Source organism: Mycolicibacterium sp. MU0053 (assembly GCF_963378095.1).
GTDB classification, from domain to species: domain Bacteria; phylum Actinomycetota; class Actinomycetes; order Mycobacteriales; family Mycobacteriaceae; genus Mycobacterium; species Mycobacterium burgundiense.
Genome location: NZ_OY726397.1, coordinates 3,146,921 through 3,168,719 on the forward strand (window position 1 = coordinate 3,146,921; position 21,799 = coordinate 3,168,719).

Annotated in this window: 18 protein-coding genes and 1 pseudogene; 7 read left to right on the plus strand and 12 right to left on the minus strand. The window is 64.2% G+C overall.

Going from position 1 to position 21,799, the window contains the following annotated elements:
* Positions 1 to 450: 450 nt before the first annotated feature.
* The 12 genes and pseudogenes from RCP80_RS14635 to RCP80_RS14685 all read right to left on the minus strand — a co-directional run bounded on the left by RCP80_RS14635 (position 451) and on the right by RCP80_RS14685 (position 14,150).
* Positions 451 to 690: an SHOCT domain-containing protein gene (locus tag RCP80_RS14635; protein WP_308478366.1), complete on the minus strand. Its 240-nt coding sequence runs from the start codon at positions 688 to 690 to the stop codon at positions 451 to 453.
* A 132-nt stretch (positions 691 to 822) separates the two neighbouring features.
* A complete protein-coding gene (locus tag RCP80_RS14640) occupies positions 823 to 1,437 on the minus strand; it encodes a DUF1942 domain-containing protein (RefSeq protein ID WP_373693349.1) in 615 nt (204 codons plus the stop codon).
* Between the two features lie 390 nt (positions 1,438 to 1,827).
* Positions 1,828 to 2,676, minus strand: a complete 849-nt coding sequence (locus tag RCP80_RS14645; RefSeq protein WP_308478368.1) for a F510_1955 family glycosylhydrolase — start codon at positions 2,674 to 2,676, stop codon at positions 1,828 to 1,830.
* On the minus strand, positions 2,669 to 4,900 hold the full coding sequence (locus RCP80_RS14650; RefSeq protein WP_373693350.1) for a heavy metal translocating P-type ATPase: 2,232 nt from the start codon (positions 4,898 to 4,900) through the stop codon (positions 2,669 to 2,671). The genes RCP80_RS14645 and RCP80_RS14650 overlap by 8 nt, the downstream gene beginning before the upstream one ends.
* Before the next feature lie 431 nt (positions 4,901 to 5,331).
* Positions 5,332 to 6,273: a M56 family metallopeptidase gene (locus tag RCP80_RS14655; RefSeq protein ID WP_308478369.1), complete on the minus strand. Its 942-nt coding sequence runs from the start codon at positions 6,271 to 6,273 to the stop codon at positions 5,332 to 5,334.
* Positions 6,270 to 6,656 (minus strand): BlaI/MecI/CopY family transcriptional regulator, encoded by a 387-nt coding sequence (locus RCP80_RS14660; RefSeq protein ID WP_308482854.1) that lies wholly within the window; start codon positions 6,654 to 6,656, stop codon positions 6,270 to 6,272. Before RCP80_RS14660 ends, RCP80_RS14655 begins: the two co-directional genes overlap by 4 nt.
* Before the next feature lie 244 nt (positions 6,657 to 6,900).
* Entirely contained in the window at positions 6,901 to 8,163 is a 1,263-nt protein-coding gene (locus tag RCP80_RS14665) for an MFS transporter (RefSeq protein WP_373693351.1), read from the minus strand.
* Positions 8,160 to 9,269, minus strand: coding sequence for a PLP-dependent cysteine synthase family protein (locus RCP80_RS14670; RefSeq protein ID WP_308478370.1), 1,110 nt, complete (start codon positions 9,267 to 9,269; stop codon positions 8,160 to 8,162). The genes RCP80_RS14665 and RCP80_RS14670 overlap by 4 nt, the downstream gene beginning before the upstream one ends.
* A gap of 111 nt (positions 9,270 to 9,380) precedes the next feature.
* Positions 9,381 to 9,827 (minus strand): putative copper homeostasis (lipo)protein LpqS, encoded by a 447-nt coding sequence (gene lpqS / locus RCP80_RS26055; protein ID WP_465270700.1) that lies wholly within the window; start codon positions 9,825 to 9,827, stop codon positions 9,381 to 9,383.
* A 609-nt stretch (positions 9,828 to 10,436) separates the two neighbouring features.
* Positions 10,437 to 11,960 carry a multicopper oxidase family protein gene (locus RCP80_RS14675; RefSeq protein ID WP_308482856.1) on the minus strand — a complete coding sequence of 508 codons (1,524 nt, stop codon included), beginning with the start codon at positions 11,958 to 11,960 and terminating at the stop codon, positions 10,437 to 10,439.
* 970 nt (positions 11,961 to 12,930) lie between these two features.
* Positions 12,931 to 13,893 (minus strand): annotated as a pseudogene (locus RCP80_RS14680) (pyridoxal-phosphate dependent enzyme).
* The gene (locus RCP80_RS14685; RefSeq protein WP_085092595.1) at positions 13,890 to 14,150 is read right to left on the minus strand and encodes a hypothetical protein; all 261 of its coding nucleotides are present in this window, start codon (positions 14,148 to 14,150) and stop codon (positions 13,890 to 13,892) included. Before RCP80_RS14685 ends, RCP80_RS14680 begins: the two are co-directional and overlap by 4 nt.
* 152 nt (positions 14,151 to 14,302) lie before the next feature.
* On the opposite strand from RCP80_RS14685, the gene RCP80_RS14690 reads away from it, so the two are divergent.
* The 7 genes from RCP80_RS14690 (at position 14,303) to RCP80_RS14720 (ending at position 21,783) form a co-directional block, all read left to right on the plus strand.
* On the plus strand, positions 14,303 to 15,058 hold the full coding sequence (locus tag RCP80_RS14690; protein ID WP_109750368.1) for a response regulator: 756 nt from the start codon (positions 14,303 to 14,305) through the stop codon (positions 15,056 to 15,058).
* Entirely contained in the window at positions 15,055 to 16,254 is a 1,200-nt protein-coding gene (locus RCP80_RS14695; protein WP_085092597.1) for a sensor histidine kinase, read from the plus strand. The genes RCP80_RS14690 and RCP80_RS14695 overlap by 4 nt, the downstream gene beginning before the upstream one ends.
* Before the next feature lie 40 nt (positions 16,255 to 16,294).
* Complete coding sequence (locus RCP80_RS14700; RefSeq protein WP_085092598.1) at positions 16,295 to 16,717, plus strand: ArsR/SmtB family transcription factor; 423 nt, start codon at positions 16,295 to 16,297, stop codon at positions 16,715 to 16,717.
* Entirely contained in the window at positions 16,714 to 17,724 is a 1,011-nt protein-coding gene (locus tag RCP80_RS14705) for a cation diffusion facilitator family transporter (protein WP_308478371.1), read from the plus strand. Before RCP80_RS14700 ends, RCP80_RS14705 begins: the two co-directional genes overlap by 4 nt.
* 149 nt (positions 17,725 to 17,873) lie before the next feature.
* Positions 17,874 to 18,686, plus strand: coding sequence for a class I SAM-dependent methyltransferase (locus RCP80_RS14710; RefSeq protein ID WP_085092600.1), 813 nt, complete (start codon positions 17,874 to 17,876; stop codon positions 18,684 to 18,686).
* Positions 18,687 to 19,177: 491 nt separating this feature from the next.
* Positions 19,178 to 19,390 (plus strand): heavy-metal-associated domain-containing protein, encoded by a 213-nt coding sequence (locus RCP80_RS14715; protein ID WP_085100108.1) that lies wholly within the window; start codon positions 19,178 to 19,180, stop codon positions 19,388 to 19,390.
* Between the two features lie 77 nt (positions 19,391 to 19,467).
* Entirely contained in the window at positions 19,468 to 21,783 is a 2,316-nt protein-coding gene (locus RCP80_RS14720) for a heavy metal translocating P-type ATPase (protein ID WP_308478372.1), read from the plus strand.
* Positions 21,784 to 21,799: the final 16 nt, after the last annotated feature.

The following is a 21,799-nucleotide window of genomic DNA, read 5'->3' on the forward strand; positions in this document are numbered from 1 at the left end:
CGCCGAATTGGTCACGTAAATCTTGTCATTCGTCTCGATGACATGGGCAGGCCCGCCGCCCGTCGGCGCGATGGCCCTGACGCCGTATGTCACTGCATCAATGGCCACCATCGTATTGCTGCCGCTGACGGCGTACACGGTCTGCCCGTCCCGGCCGACTTGTACGTTGTGCGGAGCTTCGATCCCCCCGAGTGTGGTGATCACCTCTCACTCTCGCCGCATCGATGACCGTCAGGCTGTCACCGCCCTCGTTCGCCACCGATAGCGAACCGGCCACGCCCGAAGCTGACGACGGTAATGTGCCCGGCTGATCATCGGGCCGATCCGCAGCGTTGGAACAGCCTCTGTCCGCCAATCCCAACAGTAGAATCGCCGCAGTTGTCCACAGCCGAGGCATAACCAATGTGGCTGAACGGGAGGGCGTTTCGATTCCGTAGTGCAGGAAGCTGGTCATTGCGCGGCCTTATGCTCCCTGAGCAGGGCAATGCGCCGACGGTATTCGTCGTCGTCAATTTCGCCCTGTGCATAGCGTTCGGCGAGCACATCTTCTGCGCGACTGCCACTTACGCCGCTACCGCTTCTGGCGCGGGGCGACGAAACGCGTCTGCTGCGTTCTGAGATCAGATACCGCACGGCGAACACGATAACCGCAATGATCGCCACCCAAAACAGCGCCATCGCAACGGCCATCAGAGTCCAACCGCCCCAACCCCAACTGTCGTGCCACATCCATCGGTCACCGCCGTGCATCCAAACCACCTCGTACCTGTTCGACATGTTTCGCCGCCACGCTGTGGTACGGACGGTGTTCGCACACTTTCCTTACATCCCGTGATGTGCACAGCACGGGCACGACGTCCCCACTTCGTCGCACGGACAATCGGCCATGCTCATCTCGGGATTCATTTGCATGTGCCCCATATCCATTCCGGGGCCCATCGGCATGTCCATCATCGAGCCTGCGCAGCACCACATCATCGCAGGGTGCGCCGCGCCGGTGGTATAGATCAGCGCAACGGGATCGTCGGCCGTGACATCGAAGTACAGTTTGCCCGTGGATGTCTGACCTTGGCTGAGGGTTGCACCTGAGATCCCGTTTGCGCTAGGAACCTGCCACAACACCGGATACCGGACACCGGAATCTGATACGGCCTGGAAATTGGGGATGAGCGGAGTGACGGTGCCGCTGGTGGCCGCCACGGACACGTCGGCCTCCCATAGTTTCCCAGCCGTGGTGTAGCCCGGGAGCACCTCGGAGCTTTCCCGAAGATCGTTGGCGGTCCAATGCTGCCCCACTGCACCGTCAGTGAACTGCTGTTGTGATCCGAACATGTGCGGGCATTGGTTCACTGCGGAAGCTGTCGGTATGCCGAAGCTTGCTAGAAAAAGCATCGATGCCGCGGCCACTGCAAATTTCATGAATTTCTGCACCTTCATTGTCCTTTCAGGAAAAGTTTCGACCACGCACTAGCCCGCAGGTTCGTATCGCCGATGGCCATGTCAACTCTCAGAACCCGGTGGCCTATTTCGGTGGATATACACCATGATTCGCTGCTACGACAGCAATCTGACCGAAAACCGTGACAGAGCCATCTAGCGAAGTGGCACGCAGCCACTTCCTTAGCTGAACCATCCTTCCTTCTATGCGACCGATACATAGCGCCGCGCTGTGCAGAAAAGAGGCGACTGAGGCAGCGATACCGGCTAGGGGGTCGGACCGACACCCCAGCCGCCCCACGTACATACTATCCGTCTCCGTAGTTGGTCGGCCCCATTGGCACCGATTGCTCACTCACGGCCTATGGGGGTGCTAAAAGGGATCGGTCTTCAGTCCAACGTGTAGAGCTCTTGGGCAGTTGCGGCGTAGGCGGTGTCGTAGTCGATGGCCAACACTGCTTCCACTCGACCCACAACGGCGCGCTGCTCCCACGCCTGCCCGGTTCGGCTGCGCCAAGTAGTGCCACCGGTATCGACTCCCCACAGTGATCCATCTGTAGCCGCGGAAAACAAAACCAGGCTGGGGGCGCCGGCAACGGTGGTGAAGGTGCGGCCGGTGTCGGTGCTGTGCTGCAGCCCGTCGCGGGTGAGCGCCCACATGCCGGCGTCGGTGACGGCGAGTGCGGCGGCAGGCAACGCGGCGCCTTTGGACCACTCAGTGCCAGCGTTGGTGGAGATCAACAGACCGGAGCGGCCGTCGAATCCGACGAGAATCTCGCCGTCGGTGGCCAGGGCGTGGAAGTCGACTTCGCCGGTCAGCGACTTCGCCGCCCAGTTACGCCCACCATCGGTGCTTTCGATCAACCCCAACGGGTTGGGCATCGAGCTCGACGCTCCAGGATGTCCGGAGGCGAACAGGTGGTCGGTCCCCGGCACTCCGGTCAACCCCATGAAGTCATCGTCGGATTCACCGATGCGTGCGGTGCGACCGGCGGTGTCGATCGCGACCAAGCCGGTGTGGGTGCCGGCCAACACCGTTCCCTGCGCGTCGAGATGCAGACCGTGCACATGGTCGAGCGCAGGCGTCAATGCCACCCTGGGTGCCGGCGGGGTCGCACTGGATGCCGGCTCCTGCAGGGTCGGCGCCGATGGTCGCGGGGGCGTTCCGCAGGCCGCCAGCATGATCGCTGTGACAGCGACGACGGCACCAATCCGGCCACGGAGGAGTCTTCTAGACATGGGAATTGACTGAGGCGTCTCTGCTGACGCGGCTGTGGCCAGTGGTCAGTCGGGGGCGGGCCAAGCGGGCGGGGTCGAGATCGAGTCGGCGCAACAGCTGTGCATTGAGCGCGACGACGATCGTTGAGATCGACATCAGCACTGCGGCTGCAGCCGGCGGGAGCACCACCCCGATCGGGGCCAGCACACCAGCGGCCAACGGCACGGCAATGATGTTGTATCCGGTCGCCCACGCCAGGTTCTGCCACATCTTGCGGTAGCTGGCATGGGAAAGTTCGATGATCGATAACACCGCTCGCGGGTCGTTGGCCGCCAGCACCACTCCAGCAGACTCGATCGCGACGTCGGTACCGGCACCGATGGCGACGCCGACGTCAGCGCGGGCCAACGCCGGCGCGTCGTTGACCCCATCGCCGACCATCGCCACTCGGTGCCCACGGCTCTGCAGTTCGGCGACCTTCGCATCCTTATGTTCGGGCAGCACCTCGGCGAACACCTCATCGATGCCCAGATCGGCAGCGACCGCGTCGGCGACCTGTTGGGCATCGCCGGTAATCAGCGCCACCTTGACGTTTCGCGCATGCAGAGCGTCGATCGCCTGACGCGATTCCTCCCGAACGGCATCCTCGAGCGCCACCGCGCCCAGCACATGACCATCGCGGGCAATATGCAGCACCGAGGCGCCGCGCTGCACCCACCCGCGGGTCACCGCGCTGACACCTTCGGGGACCGGCAGTCGCAGGTCGGCCAGCATCGCCGGGCCACCGACCGAGACGTCCAGCCCGTCGACCCTGGCCCGTACGCCGCGACCGGGCAGCGACCGGAAATCCGAAGCGACGACCCGCTCACTGAACGGCACGCGCGATTGCGCCGCGGCCACAATGGCGCGGGCCACCGGATGCTCACTGTCGGACTCGACCGCCGCTGCCAGCGCGAGCAACTGCTCCTCACTTATCCCGGTCGTGGCGACGACGCCGGTGACCCGATGCCGCCCCTCGGTCAGGGTGCCGGTCTTATCGAAGAGCACCACGTCGACGGTGCGCATCCGTTCCAGCGCCAGCCGATCTTTGACCAGGACCCCCGCCCGGGCGGCGCGTTCGGTGGAGATCGCGATGACCAGTGGGATCGCCAATCCGAGGGCATGCGGGCACGCGATGACCAGCACGGTGACGGTGCGGACCACCGCCTCATCGAGATTCCCGAGTAGCAGCGCCCACACCAAAAAAGTGATGATGCCCGCGCCGGTCGCAAAATAAAACAGGAAGGCTGCGGCCTTGTCGGCGAGCGCCTGGGCCCGCGAGGACGACGCCTGGGCATCGGCGACCATGCGCTGAATGCCGGCCAGGGCGGTGTCGTCGCCGACCGCGGTGATCCGAACCCGCAGGGCGCTGTCGGTGGCGACGGTGCCAGCCACCACGGTATCGCCGACCTGTCGGGTCACCGGCTTGGACTCACCGGTGATCATTGATTCGTCTACCTCGGCGCGACCGTCGGTGACGGCGCCATCGGCCGGCACCCGGGCACCGGCGCGTACCAGCACCACATCGCCAAGATCCAGCTCCGAGACAGCGACCTCACGGACTCCGTCGTCGGTGACCTTCTCGGCGGTGTCGGGCAGCATCGCAGCCAGCGCGTCCAGTGCCCCCGATGCGGAACCCAAGGCCCGCATCTCCAGCCAATGCCCCAGCAGCATGATGACGATCAGCAGCGCCAGCTCCCACCAGAAATCCAGGTTGAAGCCCCCGACCCCCAGGGTGGTAACCCACGAGGCGATGAACGCGACGCTGATCGCCATCCCGATCAGAAGCATCATCCCGGGACGGCGGGACTTCAGCTCGGCCCAGCCGCCGGTGAGAAACGGCATGCCACCGTAGAAGAAGATCACCGTGCCCAGAATCGGAGCGATCCACGGCATGCCGGGAAAGTCGGGCCGGGTGTAGCCGAGCAGTTCGGCGACCATATGGCTGAAGACAACCACCGGTACCGACAGAACGAGGCTGACCCAGAACCGGCGGCGGAACATCTCGCCGTGCGCGCCGTGTCCGGCATGTCGATCATGGTCCGCATGCCCGGCATCGGCGTCGTGTCCGATGTAGGCCAGATGCTCTCCGTGCCCGGCGTGGGGATCTGCGTCGCTCGGCGTTGGGCTCTGTGTCTGGCTGGCGTGCTCGTGCTTGGCGGATCCCGGCTGGTGGCCGGCGTGTCCCTGCTCCGGGTCGGACATCACAACTCCTGACAGCAAGTAGGCGGGGTGGATCGGGTCATCATCAGTGAACCCCGCACGCTTCGAAGACTTGAAATGGTTACCGTCAACTTCTACTGACCGACATAGTACGACAGCGGGCCGTTACACAAGTCTTCGGGACGTCGCCCGATCTCGTTGGGTTGGTGGGAGCACGGCACAAAATCAGGTCAATGGTGCACTAGCCCGCGCTCGCGCTCGGAAATTCACGACGGCACCGGCCCGTGTGGAGCCGAATCATGTTCGCGGGCAGCGCGATATCCATGGTGTGGAACACGCCTCAGAATCTGAGGGTCGTGCTCAGTCGGCGTTAACGTACGGGTCGTTCGGCGCGAAGATGTCCATTTCGGTCAGTTTCGGTCGCCGAGGCTACCGGCCACGTTCACACGTCAGCGTCTTGGCGCCTCGAGGTTTCAGCACACCAGCGTGCCTGTGGCCATCAACGTGAAAGTGACCAACGGGCCACCGGCAATCATCGCCGATGCGCTGATCAACGCCGCCCGAGCGCGTATCCGCATCGGTGGGGTCGCGGGGACAGCCAGACGTTCGGCGCGGCTCAATGTTGCTACGCCGGCTGCCCCCAACGCCCCCGCCGGCGCCGCCACCCCTGCCAGAGACATCAACCCCGAGAGCAGGGTGCGGTTACCGAAACGACGCGCTGCCGCGTCATCGGCGCACATCTCCAGCATCCTCGACACCTCAGTGGCACCCTGCGTCATCAATGCGAGCTTCGGGAAGACGGTAACGATGCTGCGCAGCGCCCCCAGCACCAGGTGGTGGCGGCCTGCCAGATGAGCGCGTTCGTGGGCCAGTACCGCGCCGAGTTGGTCGGCGTCGAGAGCTGCCAAGGCTCCGGTGGTCACCACGATGACCGGCGGCCGCCCTGACACGCAGTAGGCGACCCGCTCGCTGGAATCGACAACAAAGACGCCGTCATCGCTGGCGGGGTGCCCGACCAGCCGCACCGCCTCGGCATGCTCGCGTGTGCGAACCCGCAGGCCAACAAAACCTTTCACCAATCGGACGGTGGCTACCGACACTGCCATGACACCGCCTGCTGCAGCGGCAAGCAGCAGTATCTGGGGGATACGACCGGCGTGTCCGAAGACCACGTCGCACACGAACGCAAAACACGACGCCAGCACACCGGTGTGGTGCCCACCACCGGTGAGCAACTCTGCCACGGTCAGCAATGCGGCCGCGAACCAGCTGATCAGAACACTGGCAACTGCGACCAGCCACGCGGCAACACCGCAACGCGGAGCGTGACCTGCGCGAGTCAGCTGGCGCAACATCGGCGGGCCGATGAGGCACACTGCAATGCTGTACAACAGCAGGCACGCAGCGAGGCTCACCGTTTACTCGGCGGTTTCTTTGGCACCCGACGCAGCGCCGCGCGCAACCGCTCAGATTCCCTAGACCCGATCTGTTCGATGAAGTGGCTCAGCACCACGTCGGAACGTCCGCCGCCCTTGAGCGCCTCGTGCATCAGGCGCGCGGTGTGCTGTTCGCGTGTCAGGGTTGCCCAATAGCGGTAGGCCCGCCCGTCACGTTCGCGCGTCAGCCACCCTTTGGTGTGCAGATTGTCCATCGTCGACATCACCGTGGTGTAGGCGATTCGCCGTTCGGAGGTCAGTTCGTCGAAGATATCGCGCACGGTCACTGCCGCATCGGGACCGTAGTTCCACACGCGATCCATGATGACCGCTTCCAACTGGCCGAAACCACGCACTCGCACCGCTAGAACCTCCGCTGTTTGACGACGTAGCTTACCGTCCCCTTGCCACGCACCCACCATTCGACAGGCCAATTGGTGCCAGCGGCGGCCAATCGATCCGCTGCGGTCTGACGTAGCGGTCTGTGCAGCCATGGCGCGCTGCTGGTTCAGCGCAGGATAGTTGGAGCACGGGGCACGATGTGTGCGTAGGTCGGCGTGGGTGCTGCTGTTTTCACTGCACAAGGGGGCCGCGCGCTTTACATCGCTAATCGGGTTCGGCGGCTATTTCGGCCGGCGCCGGTTGCAACCGGCCGCTGCGGTCGAGGTAGAACAGCGCCATTGCCGTGAGCCCGCCGATCAGACCCAGCGTGATCCAGATCAGCTCGGGCGCGCCGGCGTCGCGTGCGGTCTGCATGAGCGCCCCGGTGGCCAGGTTGCCGACCAGTATGCCGACACCGACGATGGTGTTGTAGAAGCCGTAATGGGTCGCCACCAAACGGTTTCGGGAAAGCGATACTACGGTGTCCATCTCGAAGGGAAACACTGCTGCGGATCCGACCGCCAGTAGTGCGGCCGCGGCTAGTAATGCAATGACGGCTGCGGCCAGACCGAAACGTTCAGGGGTGGGTATGACGGCTAGGGGCGCGAACGCGGCGGCTAAAACCAGCATTCCGATCATCAGGGATCGCCCGGGACTCCACCGCGCGCGCAAGATGCGGGTAATGCGCAATTGCCCACCCACTGCGATGACTCCGGATACTACAAAGATTGCGGCCACCAAGACCGATTGGGCGTCCGGTGCCAAGATGGCGGCGTGCAAGGGCAGTGCGAGATACACCTGGAAAGACAGCACGTAGCAACCGACCATCGCCATTGCGAACAGCAGAAACGACCGGTTGGCCGCCACGGCGCGCCAGTCGTCGAGCACCGAGGTCTTCTTCGGTTCATCGGCGGCGCTGTGTTGCGGTAGGGCGAACAGTTGAGCAATGGTCAGCAGTGCGAACACCACTGCCGCGGCTGCGGCGGTGGTCCGAAAGTCGAGCATCATCAACGCCAGCCCCACCAGCGGTCCTGCCAGGATGCCCGCCTGGTAGAAGATGTTGAATACGGCGAACGCCTCAACGCGCCGCTCCCCGGAATCAGCTGCGAGGTAGGCCCGTACTGCCGGGTTGAATAGCGCCCCGGCGAAACCTGTTGCCGCTGAGGCGATGAGCACCATTGGCAATGATTCGGCCACGACCAACAAACCGAAGCCGCCGGTACGCAGTAGGCATCCGGCCACGATCAGTGGCTTGTAGCCCAAGCGGTCAGCCAGAGTGCCGCCTACGATGAACATGCCCTGTTGGGAGAAATTGCGCACCCCCAACACCAGGCCGACCGCCCACGCGGCCAATCCCAAAGGACCTGCCAGATACCCCGCCAAATATGGCATCAACATGTAGAAACCCAGATTGATGCCGAACTGGTTGATCATCAAAAGTCGGCTCGGCCAGCCGAAGCTACCGAACTGTGCGGCGAAGGCCTTCACAGTGCCACCACAGCTGGGTCATGCACGCGCGCACACCGCGTCCATGACTGCACGACGCGCTCGGTCGGGTCGCCGACGACCGCTGGCTCTAGTCCCGGTGGGCCTTCGAGGAGTCCGTGGGTCCGGCAGTAGTCGTCGTTGTAGACGGTGTCGAAGTAGCGTTGCGGACCATCGGGAAACACTGCGGCAATGGTCGTACCCTTCGGGTAGTTTCGCGCTGCCCAACCGGCCACCAACGCTACCGCTCCCACACTCCACCCGCCGCTGGCGTAGTGGGTGGCCGCCAAGGCGCGACATGCCCACACCGCCTCAGCCGGTGCCACCCAGTGGACCTCGGTGAATGCGTTGTAGTCCACGTTGCGGGGGTAGATGCTGGAGCCCAGTCCGCGCATCAACCTCGTGGTTGCGGGCTGGCCGAAAATCGTCGAACCGATGGCGTCGACGCCGATCAACTGCAAGTCGGGATTGAATTCGCGCAGCACGCGTGCCACACCGGCCGAATGCCCGCCGGTGCCTACCGAGCAGACCAACACGTCAATGGTCCCGAGCTGTGCCTGCAATTCCAGCGCCAATCCCCGATATGCGTCGACATTGTCGGGGTTGTTGTACTGATCGGGATACCAGGCGTTGGGATTCCCTGCCAAGATCTCGGCCACCCGGTCGCGTCGGGCCTGCTGCCAGCCGCCCTGTGGGTGCGGTTCGGCCACCAGATCCACTTTCCCACCGTAGGCGGTGAGCATGCGTTGGACAATCGGTTCCATACCGGGGTCGGCAACCAGCGTCACCGGATGGCCATATGCCGTGCCGGCCAGCGCCAGGCCCAAGCCCAGGGTTCCGCTGGTGGATTCCACGATGCGGCCACCAGGGCGTAGATCACCGCGGGCCAGGGCCTGTTGCACCATGTGCATCGCCGGACGATCTTTCATCCCGCCGGGGTTGAAACCCTCGAGTTTGGCCCAAAATCCGCGCGCGCCAGAACTGAAAGGGGCATCGATCCACAACACCGGGGTGTGGCCGACCAGGGTGGCAGGCCGGTGACAGCGGCCCAGTGCTGGCTTTCGTGAGGCAGACGGGTCAGGTGTGTGTACGGATAGGTCATGGTTCATGGGTTTGGGTCGTTTCTGCGTCGAAGCCGCGCTTGAGAAGCGCTACGGCTGTGGGTGATTGGGCGGTCGGTGACCCGGCCCCGTGCGGCGGACCGGGCCAGTCGCGCCCAGTCAGCTGCGTATGACGCAAAAACGAGTCAAAATAGCTCGACCTGAGAGAACTGACGGGCCCCGGCGAGGCGGACCGCGCATCGATACACCCACAGCAGTCCCCCACCCGCCCAGCGCCAAAGCCACGACGAAGGCCAGCCCGAGCGCCATAGCCAATGTGGTGACGCGGGGCAACGCCCCAGCGGTGAGGTTCAGCTGAGCGTGCGCCATAGACCCGTCATCGGCGTGCGGGTGATCAACAACATCAGCAAACTGATGGACAAGGGAGGAGGCATGAGCGTGCGGGCTGGTCGGGGCCGGTGCATCCAAACACGGAACACCACACTCGGTGGCGACAACTACCAGCACCCACGACACCAGCACGACACCGGCCAGTCGGCGCAGCCATGAGGTGGTGCGCAAGCCGTGGTAGTTCACAATTTCTCCACTGTAACAGCGCACAACCACGCCACAGCTGTGGCGCGAAGTTGCGGCCGTGTTGTTACCGGGCCGCGATACCGACGGCTAAGCCCACCGGCACCAGTGCTGGATGTCATGTTGTCGCGACTGCAATCATTCTGTGTCCCATCAAATTCTGACCTGAACCACGACTGCCAGCGACACACGCGTGAGCATCGTGCCTGCTTGAAGTACTATTTGTGTACGTACACAGTGTGACCGATTGGCGCGCATCAAGGTCAACTTGGGATCGGCGACGGTGTGTATCGGTTTGTGATGAGTTTTGACTCACCGCTACAGCCCGCGGCATGTAACGCGAATCACCGAATTGAACGTGAGCGGATCGACTGGTTCGTAGTCGACCCCCGATGTATCGGCGACGGTTGAAACGTCCGACTGTCTCTCCCGGACCCCGTGTGTAGCTAACAATTACACTCCACCGCGGCCCTTTGGACAGCGTGGCCAGCTGCTGGCCGATCTGGCGAACCGCAACGCCTGATCCGGGCCCGGCAGTGTCGCTCTCGCGTGGCACATGCGCGTTGGCAGTCCCGCGTTGCGATCCACGATGTCCAGGGCAGCTCTCTGTCCGGTGGGCCGCTGGGGCTCGGCGTCGAGGGATCAACTGCTGTAGTTCAGGCTAGTCATCATGCCTGCCTCCTGGTGATACGTGTTATGGCAATGCAGCATCCACACCCCTGGATTGTCGGCATCAAAGATCACCGTCAGCTTTTGCATGGGAAGCACATTGACGGTGTCCTTGCGGGCCCCGGGTCGCCCGTCGTGGGTCACGACTTCGAAAGTGTGGCCATGTAAGTGCATCGGATGCCACATCATCGACATGTTGCTGAACGTCAGTGCGACACGCTGGCCTTGCTGCACAGCCAGTGGATCGGTGGTGGCGAAGGGGCGGCCGTTGATCGTCCAGGCGTAGGGGCTCATTGACCCACCCAAGTCGGCGGGCAGCGCCACGTCAGCCGTGCGGTTCGGCAGCGCCACGGCGGACGCCGCGCTCAACTGCGCGACCGTACCGACGCGACCCGACAACTCGGCCGGCCGGAAATCCGGTGCAGCAGGTGCGCCAGACCCGGTCACCAGCAGGGCACGAGCCACCGAGTTCTTGCCTTCCGCGGCCGCGACAAGGGGGAAGACCCCATCACCGGCGGTGACGACCACGTCATAGCGCTCCCCCATCCCGATCAGCACCGCATCGAACTCGGCCGGGGCCACCGGGAACCCATCGGTATGGGTGACCGTCATCCGGTGGCCAGTCAACGCCACCCGAAACGCGGTATCGGAGCCGGCGTTGATCAAGCGAATACGAACCCGCTGACCGGGCTTAACGCGAAATGTGCTCGCCGCTCCCGGAATGCGGCCATTCGCCAGGTAATACGGATAGGTGACATCACCGGCGTCGCCACCGAGCAGTTCACTGCCGCGGGTGCCGCCCATCCCGGGAACCGCGGATGCGGCCATGTCGTCCATATCACCGGTCCCGGGCATGTGGTGGGCAGACCCGGACATGGTGAGCAGCCCTTCATAAATTTGCCGAGGGCTCGATCCGATGCCGTCGGTCCAGTCGTCAAGCATCACAACCCATTCGGCATCGTAGTCTCCGGGCTCCGCGGGGTCGTCGACGATCACCGGTAGATATAGGCCGGTGTCCGCTTGCAGGCCGGTGTGCGGATGCGCCCAATAGGTGCCCGGGTGGGGCACCGAGAACCGGTAGGTGAAATCCTGCCCGGCGTCGATGTCGGGGGTCGCCGGAGCGGCACCATCCATATCGTTGCGCAGCGCAATGCCGTGCCAGTGCACCGACGTCGGCTCGTTTAATCGGTTACGCACGGTGACCGCCACCTCATCGCCCACACTGGCCCTCAGCAGCGGCCCGGGCACGGTGTCGTTGTAGGACAGCGTCTCGGCCATCACCCCGCCGATGTCAGCCCGGGTGCGCTGGGCGCTCAGTGTCGCGTTGACGGTACGGCCACTGTGCGGGCGACGCGATTCGGCAATCGCCACCGGATCCGGCACGGTGCCGTCGGTTCGGCTGGCACATCCCGCCAACACCAGGCCCGCTGCGGCGCTGACGCCAAGAAACCTCCGTCTGCTCAGCTCACCGCCGAACGACGCCGCCAGGTCCCCCATCATTCGCCCTCCCGCGCGGCGACCGATACCGGTTCCCGACACCGGTTCGGGCACCGCTGGCTCAGCGAGCCGCTCACATGTCGGTTACCGGGCAACCCGCTCCTGCGATACTGCGCTCGATATCCAAACATCCCAACGCCACTGGTGACTCGCGTGCGCCGACTCGACTTCCTCACGGTCTTATCGTCCCCCTCGAACCGCCGCGAATCCATCAATATCGAATGAAGATTCGTTCAAGAACTGATGGGCGAAGCGCTTCACTACGGACGAAATCGTCAGGGGAGCCACGTATGTCAGGCATCTCAACCGCATCTTAAGCAAGTCTTCACGCGACCTCCATCCGTTACGCCGACATCGCAGTACACGGTCGAACCCAGACAGTGACTGAGACGAGACGGACGGGTGCCGAGAAGAAATGGCCCGCACCAGTTTTCATAACTCGTTGCTGAAATGCCACCTACGAGGAGGATGCGCCCACCGTGAAAGTGAATATTGCCATCGCGAGGGCGATAGCCGTCGTCGTGGCGGGAAGTAGTTTAATGTTGTCGCCCCCGGTCGCGGCGGCGGCGCCTGACTTGGTAGGCCAGACCTATGCCGATGCCGCGGCGGCTATCGCGAAGTTAGGCAGCACGGCAGTAGTGGCGTCCCGACTCGGCAGCCGTCTGCCCCTAAGTGAATGCAAGGTGACCAACGTTTCACGTCCAACGTCGTTAAGAACTAATCATGAGGTAGTTCCGGGGCAGGCTGGACAGTTGCGACGTCCACGACATCGTTACCGGATCGTTGAACCTGAATACCGGCTCACGCTGAACTGCAACGACTCTGTTTCCTCAGCCAAAACCCCGAGAAACTCGGCGGCAAGATAACCATGTACCGCCGGATGGAAGACACTCCCACGAAACCGATTGCGGTCGCGCCTACCGCCTTCCGGCGGTATCACTACTTCGCAGCAGGGCAGACATAGCCAACGTCAGCGGTTTGAACACTGAGACGGTCGGGCCAAAGGTCCGGGTGAGGATGAGTGCGCCGCGGTGCCGCGGACCTCACCTCCGGTGAGCGCCAGATCAACGACGATCTCGCAGCGGGTCCACGATGTAACTACTCGCTGGGTGGATGGTCGATCACCGCAGGCTCGCGCGGTGGCGATGTGAGCAAAAGATCGTGGGGGCGGCAGTAGTCGTCGTTGTAGACATGTCGAAGTGCTGGGTCCGTCGGGGAACATCGCGGCGCTCGTCGTGCCGACGGTGAAGGTGCGCGCAGCCCGGCCCGCGACCAGTGCGACCGCGCCGGCGCTCCATCCGCCGGTGGCGTGCTGGCAGTCGCAATGTGCGGCACGGTGCCAACCGAGCACACCAACACATCGACTTGTCCCCACTGAGTTTGCACTTCCAACGCCAGTGGCCGATACGTATCAACATTGTTGAGGTTGTTGTACTGGTCGGGTTGCCATGCGTCGGGGTCGCCGGCCATCAGCTCAGCGACACCGGTCGTTGCGTGCCTGCTGCCAGCCGCCGGTCGGGTGCGGGTCGGTAACCCATGTCGACGTCGGCGCCGTAGGCGCGCAGCATCCACACGATCATGGGCTCCATACCCGGATCGGTAACCAGAGTCACCGGATGGCGGTAGACGATTCCGGCCAGGGCAGGCCCTAAACCCAAGGTGCCGCTCGTGAATTCGATAATGTGCGCACCCGGGCGCAGGTCATTACGCGCGGGGCGCGCTCGACCATGTGCAGGGCTGGGCGATCCTTCAGCCCCCCGGGATTGAACCCTTCCAGCTTGGTCCAGAATCCCCGGTCGGCGGAACTGAACGGCTCAGAGATCCGCAGGACTGGGGTACGCCCGACAAGGTTCTCGGGCCGTTCGTAGCGGTCGAGGCCGCGGTAGTGCGGTGCGTGCAGTTCCGGTGTGGGGATAGACAGGACATGACTCATGTGATCGTCGATTCCTTATCAATCACCGCGGCCGGGCGGTGTCGCCGGTCCGGGTGGGCTGTGTCGGCAACGTCGACCTCCCCGCCTGGTGCCGACGAAGCCACGATGCCGGTTGGGCGTTCGCCAGAAACCGTGCCGAACAGCGCAATGGTCATCGCGGTGACCGCCAGCCAAAACCCGACCAGCATGCCGGTAGTCAGCAGCCAGTCATCCCAAGCCATGCCAGCGTGGCGCCCGCGTATCCAGTACGGCAACATGTCGATCCGCCCTCCTCGCGTAATCCACGGCGGGGCCCACCCGCTGATTCGGTGCAGGTTGAGTAAAGATTTGGTGAAGGTCCTACCGGTGCGGCGGAGAGTCTGGTGCTGTTGTTGGGTCGGCGATGTGTGAGCGGTGGTTAGCGGGCACCATGAACACCATGAACCAGAAGTCAACACAGCCAGGTGCTGAGGCGCACGGCTACCGTGCGCTCATCGTCGACGACGAGGTAGCGCTTGCTGAAGTGGTGGCCAGCTACCTCAATCGCGAACATTTCGAAACCCATATCGCCGTTGATGGTTCGCAAGCAGTGGCCGTGGCGCGGGAGTTTGATCCCGATGTGGTGGTTCTCGACGTGGGGTTGCCGGGTATCGACGGGCTGGAAGTATGTCGGCAGCTGCGCACCTTCTCCGACGCCTACGTGGTCATGCTCACCGCCCGCGACACCGAAGTCGACACGATCGTTGGCCTGACGGTCGGCGCCGACGACTATGTCACCAAACCGTTCAGTCCGCGAGAACTTGTGGCCCGCATCCGCGCAATGCTTCGCCGGCCCCGCTCGGTGGCCGTCGATGGCGCAGCCGCCGGTGAGCACGCACCGCCGCCGCGACGCTTCGGGGCGCTGCAAATTGACCTCGCCGCGCGGGAGGTCGAGCTCGATGGCGAGCCGATCCGGTTGACGCGCACAGAATTCGACGTGCTTGTGGCCTTGTCTGCACGTCCGGCGACGGTGTTGACCCGTCGCCAGCTACTAGAAACGGTGCGGGACGGACCGTGGGTCGGTGACGAGCATGTCATTGACGTCCACATCGGCCATCTGCGGCGCAAGCTCGGCGAAAACGCGAGCACGCCCCGTTACGTCCTCACCGTCCGCGGTGTCGGATACCGGATGGGGAACGGGCAATGAGCGCCCCTGCGACCTCCCGGACAGCATCGCTGCACATCGAGCGCCATCCCGGGATCGGTATGCGTCTGCTGGTCGCCCAAACAATGGTTTTGCTGGCCGGCGCGGTGACCACCTGGGTTGTCGCCGCGATCGTCGGGCCGCCGTTGTTTCGTGACCATCTGCGCCAAGCCGGCGTGGCCGCCAACTCCGCCGAGCAACACCACGCCGAGGAGGCCTTTCGATACGCGATGGCCGCCGCGGTGGGCGGCGCGTTGGCGGTTTCGGCGTTGGCCGCCTTCGCCGTCAGCTGGTATATCAGTCGGCGGCTGCAGCGCTCCATCACTGTGGTCGCCTCGGCGGCGACGGCGGTCGCCGACGGCCGCTACGGCGTGCGGGTCGTCTCACCGCACCTGGGTCGAGAATTTGATGCGCTGGCATCGGCGTTTAATCAGATGGCCGAGCGTCTGCAGGACGTGGAAGCTACCCGACGCCAGCTATTTGGCGACCTGGCCCATGAAATCCGCACACCGGTGGCGGTGTTGGAGGCTTATATGGAGGCGTTGGAGGACGGTGTCGAGTCGCTGAATCCGACGAACGTGGCCATGCTGCGCGATCAGACCCGTCGGTTGGTGCGCTTTGCCCACGATGCCGCCGCGCTAGCTCAAGCCGAGGAAAGCTCGGCGTCGATGTCAATGTCGGAGATCGACCTCCACGACGTGGTCACCACCGCGGTCAGCGCCGCATCCGAGCAGTACCGCGCCGAACAAGTGTCTCTGTCGGCGCACCTACAACCGAATCTGCCACCTGTGTTGGGCGACTCGCACCGACTCGGACAGGTCCTGGCCAACCTGCTCGACAACGCATTACGCCACACACCCCCCGATGGCCAGGTCGAGGTGCGGGCTCACAGCGAACCCCAAAGCGTGATTGTCCGTGTCACCGACACCGGGGAAGGAATCTCCGCGCAACATCTTCCCCACGTGTTCGAGCGGTTCTACCGCGCCGAGGCGGCACGCACCCGAGACAAGGGCGGAGCCGGCATCGGATTGGCCATCGCCAAGGCTCTCATCGAAGCCCACGGCGGAACCATCGCCGCAAGCAGTCAAGGACCAGGCACCGGGGCCACGTTCACCATCGGGCTCCCCCCAGCCGCCACCCCCGTGCGGCAGCTACCAGCGTCACCCGGCCATGACGAGCTCTCCGCCTTCGGTGGGTGACTCGTTCGACTCACGGCCCACCCTGGTCTATTGTCTGCGTATGAATGCAGATAGTGGTGGATGCCGGCGGCGGCTCCCGGACGATCAGATCGCCTTGGTCGTCGAGGTGTTCCGGATGCTGTCCGAGGCCACCCGTGTCCAACTGCTGTGGGCACTGATCGATCGAGAGATGGCGGTGAATGAGCTGGCTGAGCACGTCAGTAAGCCGGCGCCGTCGGTATCGCAGCACTTGGCCAAGCTGAGAATGGCCCGGTTGGTCCGTACTCGCCGTGAGGGCACCACCATCTTCTACAGCCTCGAAAACGATCACATCGGGCAACTGGTGACCGATGCGGTGTTCAATGCCGAGCACGCCGGCCCCGGCACGCCCGGTCATCACCGTGGCACCGCAGAACTGCGCGAGTTGCACCTCATCGCCGAGTCCCACGCCTCGCCACGGCAGCGAGGAGGACGCGACGCATGACGCACCAGGCGCATCAGGCGCACCAGCACGTTCATAGCGACGGCGGTTCTCATCACGACCATGTTGGCCGGGGCGGGAGAGCCAAAACCGCGCTGCGGGAAGTCTTCGCTCCGCACACTCACGACGCCGCCGACAGCATCGACGACGCGCTGGAATCCAGCGCCGCGGGCATTCGCGCGGTGAAGATCAGCCTCGTCGTCCTAGGCGTCACGGCGCTCGCTCAGCTCGTCATCGTGGCCATCTCGGGCTCGGTCGCGCTGCTCGCCGACACGATCCACAACTTTTCCGACGCGCTGACCGCCATACCGTTGTGGATTGCTTTCGTGCTTGGTCGGCGAGCAGCCACCCGGCGGTATACCTACGGCTTCGGCCGCGCCGAAGACCTTGCTGGACTATTCGTCATCGCGATGATCGCGTTGTCGGCAGCGATCGCCGCCTACGAATCTGTACGCCGCCTGATTCTCCCGGTCCCCATCGACCATGTCGGCTGGGTCGCCGCCGCCGGGTTCGTCGGGTTCATCGGCAACGAACTTATCGCGATCTACCGCATCCGCGTCGGCCGCCGAATCGGCTCAGCCGCCCTCGTCGCCGACGGCCTGCACGCCCGCACAGACGGATTCACCTCGCTGGCCGTGCTTCTCGGCGCCGGCGGTGTCGCGCTGGGCTTCCCCCTGGCCGACCCGATCATCGGAATCCTCATCACCGTCGCCATCCTCGCCGTTCTATGCACCGCGGCGCGCGACGTGTTCCGCCGACTCCTCGACGGTGTGGACCCCGAACTCGTCGACGCCGCCGAAGCCGCGCTTGCCGCCGAACCCGGCGTCACAGAGGTACGCAGCCTCAGAATGCGCTGGATCGGCCACCGCCTACACGCCGACGCCGAACTCGACATCGACCCCACCCTCGGCCTTCTCGACGCGCACAAGATCGCCCACAACGCCGAACACACCCTCACCCACGCCGTTCCCAAACTCTCCACAGCGCTCATCCACGCCTACCCGGCCTGACAAGGCCCCAGACAGCCAAATCCACCGCCCACCGCCCGAAACCGCGCTACACGGCGTCGAGACAAGTTGAGAACTGTTTTGGAGAGGTTCGCGGCACTCGGATCACACTGGCTACGAGTAACGTTGGCTGGCAGGAAGGGAGAAACGCCGTGAGCGAAGTGGACAGCCGCGATCCCGCCGAGGTCTACGAGCGCTATTTGGGCCGTGCGATCGCCGACCCTTTCACGCGCGTACTCCTCGAGTATGCCGCGCCGAGGCGCGGCGAAAGAGTTCTCGACCTGGCCTGCGGTACCGGCAGCGTCGCACGCCAAGTAGCACCGACGGTCGGAGCCGAAGGCCACGTGATCGCACTGGATATCAATCCGGGCATGCTCGCCGTCGGGCGTGCCGCTCCCCCGCCGGCAGGTGCCGTCATTGAATGGCGAGAAGGTGACGCAGCGAGCCATGATCTGCCGGGTCGAACCGTCGACCTGGTGCTATGCCAGCAGGGACTTCAATTCTTTGCAGACCGCATTGCAGCACTGCATGAAACCCGCCGCGTATTGGTCCGCACCGGCATGGCGGCGTTCAGCGTTTGGCAGCCTCTCGATGCACATCCGATCTACAAAGCACTGTTCGAAGCCACCGCCCGCCATCTTGGTGCGGCAACCTCTGATCTGGCCGTGGCCTTCTCATTAGGTAAGGCAGACGAGCTGCAGTCGCTTTTTGCGGACGCGGGCTTTGAACAGGCTGCGATCCATCCACGATCCCTCGTCGTGCGATTCGCCTCGCCTGAGCATTTCGTGTCGCTCACCGTCGCCGGCGCGGCGACCTCAGTGCCTGCGTTTATCCAGATGAGTGCCGAAACCCGGACCGAGCTGATCGCAGCTGTTGCGGGCGAGCTTGCACCGGTGATCGAAGGTCATGTCGTGGACGGTGAGTTGATGTTCCAGATGTCCACGCACGTCGTTGTGGCGTCTTAACCGTTGTGCTGCATGGGCGTCGCGGAGCGACATACCGAATGGTGAGCCACCGCCTCGGCCGCCCCAGCGCATGGCCCATCAAGGGAACTCACCGTGCGCGTCGCCCTGCTTGCAGCAGATCCTCTGCGCCCCAAGAGGTTATGCGCGACAACTTGGTGCAACGAGCCAAGTAGCGGATGGCCAACACCACGACCGAAATTCACGCCGCCCGGATCAACACCATCGCGATGATCGTGAGATCACCCCTTCGCCTATTTCTTGTTTAACATCAGCATGCCTGTCTACTGACTCAAGCCGTACGCCCAATGGTCCTGGCCTCAACTCGATATGGCCGGCGTCACTGGACGCATGAAGATTCGATGAAGAATCGCGTGCACCCTTCTTGTATACCCCATAGGGGTATATGGTGGCGGTTGACGACGGCGCTGCTTTGCTCGGCGCTCGGGCGTAACAACATCGCCGCATCGCCATCATGAGAAAGGGAGCTCGGGATGACTACGACGGAATACCGCGTTACGGGGATGACTTGCGGGCACTGCGAGTCGTCGGTTCGAGACGCAGTCCGCGATCTTGACGGTGTTAAGCGGGCAGAGGTGAGTGCTGCGACGGGAAAGTTGGTGGTGACAAGCGACGAGCCCGCCGCCGATGCCGCGGTGTTGGCAGCGGTCGTCGAGGCCGGATACACCGCTGTGCGGGTTGGCTGACCACCCTGACCCAGCGTGTTGCCGCGGCAGCGGCCATGAGTCCGCGGATGCGTCCCCCGCCTGAGAGGAAGTCCTGAATGTCAACATCATCGGTGCAACCCACGCCCGCCGGTGCCCACGTCGAACTCGATATCAGGGGCATGACATGCGCCTCCTGCGCTGCGCGCATCGAGCGCAATCTCAACAAACTCGACGGTGTCACCGCCACCGTGAACTACGCCACCGAAAAGGCCCACATCACCGTGCGGTCGGGAACCGACCCTCAGACATTGATCACCGAGGTCGACAAGACCGGCTACACTGCGACGTTGCGGCGCGGCGAGGATCACGGCGCCGGCTCCGGCGTTGAGAATGCCGACGGCGCGGAACTGAGCGCGCTGCGTCGTCGCCTGATCGGTGCCATCGTGCTATCGGTTCCAGTCATCGCCATGGCGATGGTCCCTGTCCTGCAGTTCACCTACTGGCAGTGGGTTTCTCTGGCGTTGGCCACCCCGGTGGTCGCGTGGGCAGGCTGGCCGTTCCACAAGGCCGCGCTGACGAACCTGCGTCGCGGTACGGCCACCATGGACACCCTCATCTCACTGGGCACGACGGCCGCACTGCTGTGGTCGCTGTATGCGTTGTTCTTCGGCACCGCCGGCATGCCGGGCATGACCCATGAATTCACGCTGACCGTCGCTCCCAGCGATGGTGCGGCCAACATCTACCTCGAGGTCGCGGCGGGCGTGACGATGTTCGTGCTGCTTGGCCGATACTTCGAGAAACGCTCCAAGCGCCGGGCGGGGGCGGCACTGCGGGCGTTGCTGCAACTGGGCGCCAAGGACGTGGCGGTCATGCGCGACGGTGTCGAGACCCGCATACCGATCGACCGGCTCGCTCCCGGCGACGAGTTCGTCGTGCGGCCAGGCGAAAAGATCGCTACCGACGGAGTCGTCGTATCGGGTAGCTCAGCCGTCGACGCCTCCATGCTCACCGGGGAATCGGTGCCGGTGGAGGTCGCCGCGGGCGACGCTGTCACCGGGGCCACCGTCAACGCCGGCGGCCGAATCATTGTGCGGGCCACCCGTGTCGGCTCAGACACCCAGCTGGCGCAGATGGCCAAGCTGGTGGAAAACGCCCAGTCCGGTAAGGCGCAGGTGCAGCGTCTGGCCGACCGGGTGTCGGCCGTCTTCGTTCCGATCGTGATCGCCGTGTCGCTGGTTACACTCGGCGCGTGGCTTGTCGCTGGCTTTCCCGCCAGCGCAGGGTTCACCGCGGCGGTCGCCGTGCTGATCATTGCCTGCCCGTGCGCGCTGGGTCTGGCCACCCCGACCGCACTGCTGGTCGGCACCGGGCGCGGGGCACAACTCGGCATCCTCATCAAAGGCCCCGAAGTGCTCGAGTCCACTCGCCGCATCGACACGGTGGTGCTGGACAAGACCGGCACGGTCACCACCGGCAAGATGGCGCTGAGCGATGTGATTCCCGCCGCCAGTACCGACCGCGCCGACCTGCTTAGGTTCGCCGGAGCGCTGGAGGATGCCTCAGAGCATCCCATTGCCAAGGCAATCTCCAGCGGTGCGGCCGCGGAGCTTGGGACGTTGCCCCCAGTGCAGGATTTCGCCAACGTGGAAGGCAAGGGCGTCCGAGGCATCGTCGACGGCCACGCCGTTGTGGTCGGGCGTGAATCACTGCTCGCCGACTGGTCTTTGCCGCTGCCCCCTGAGCTTGCCGAGGCCAAAACCGACGCCGAGAGGCAAGGGAAGACGGTGGTCTCCGTCGCATGGGACGGTCAGCCCCGGGGTCTGCTGGCCATCGCCGACCAAGTCAAACCCACCAGCGCGCAAGCGGTCGCCGACCTCATCGCTCTGGGCCTGACACCGGTGCTGCTGACTGGAGACAACGCCATCGTGGCCCACCAGATCGGTGCCGAGGTCGGCATCGACCAGATCATCGCGGAGGTGATGCCACAGGAAAAAGTTGAGGTTGTCGCCCGACTGCAGACCGAAGGCAAAGTGGTCGCAATGGTCGGCGACGGCGTCAACGACGCCGCGGCCCTGGCGCAGGCCGACCTCGGGTTGGCGATGGGCACCGGCACCGACGTCGCCATCGAAGCAGCCGACATCACGTTGGTACGCGGCGATCTGCGCAGTGCCGCAGACGCGATTCGCCTGTCCCGCAGCACGCTGCGCGCCATCCAAACCAACCTGTTCTGGGCGTTCGCCTACAACGTCGCGGCCATACCGCTGGCGGCACTGGGCCTACTCAACCCCATGCTGGCCGGGGCAGCGATGGCATTTTCCAGCGTGTTCGTCGTCGGAAACAGCCTGCGTCTTCGGTCGTTCAACAGCCAAGCCGCTAAGGGGCCCGCGCTCATTGCGGCAAGTGCGCGAGCCGCAGCGAATGGTCGATGACCACCTCAAGGGTTGC

Bases quoted from the DNA above. Each gene is read 5' to 3' on its own strand.
- RCP80_RS14635 (WP_308478366.1), bottom strand. From the start codon at position 690: ATGGCCGTTGCGATGGCGCTGTTTTGGGTGGCGATCATTGCGGTTATC.
- RCP80_RS14640 (WP_373693349.1), bottom strand. From the start codon at position 1,437: ATGAAGGTGCAGAAATTCATGAAATTTGCAGTGGCCGCGGCATCGATG.
- RCP80_RS14645 (WP_308478368.1), bottom strand. From the start codon at position 2,676: ATGTCTAGAAGACTCCTCCGTGGCCGGATTGGTGCCGTCGTCGCTGTC.
- RCP80_RS14650 (WP_373693350.1), bottom strand. From the start codon at position 4,900: ATGTCCGACCCGGAGCAGGGACACGCCGGCCACCAGCCGGGATCCGCC.
- RCP80_RS14670 (WP_308478370.1), bottom strand. From the start codon at position 9,269: ATGAACCATGACCTATCCGTACACACACCTGACCCGTCTGCCTCACGA.
- RCP80_RS14675 (WP_308482856.1), bottom strand. From the start codon at position 11,960: ATGGGGGACCTGGCGGCGTCGTTCGGCGGTGAGCTGAGCAGACGGAGG.
- RCP80_RS14685 (WP_085092595.1), bottom strand. From the start codon at position 14,150: ATGTTGCCGTACTGGATACGCGGGCGCCACGCTGGCATGGCTTGGGAT.
- RCP80_RS14690 (WP_109750368.1), top strand. From the start codon at position 14,303: ATGAACACCATGAACCAGAAGTCAACACAGCCAGGTGCTGAGGCGCAC.
- RCP80_RS14695 (WP_085092597.1), top strand. From the start codon at position 15,055: ATGAGCGCCCCTGCGACCTCCCGGACAGCATCGCTGCACATCGAGCGC.
- RCP80_RS14700 (WP_085092598.1), top strand. From the start codon at position 16,295: ATGAATGCAGATAGTGGTGGATGCCGGCGGCGGCTCCCGGACGATCAG.
- RCP80_RS14705 (WP_308478371.1), top strand. From the start codon at position 16,714: ATGACGCACCAGGCGCATCAGGCGCACCAGCACGTTCATAGCGACGGC.
- RCP80_RS14715 (WP_085100108.1), top strand. From the start codon at position 19,178: ATGACTACGACGGAATACCGCGTTACGGGGATGACTTGCGGGCACTGC.
- RCP80_RS14720 (WP_308478372.1), top strand. From the start codon at position 19,468: ATGTCAACATCATCGGTGCAACCCACGCCCGCCGGTGCCCACGTCGAA.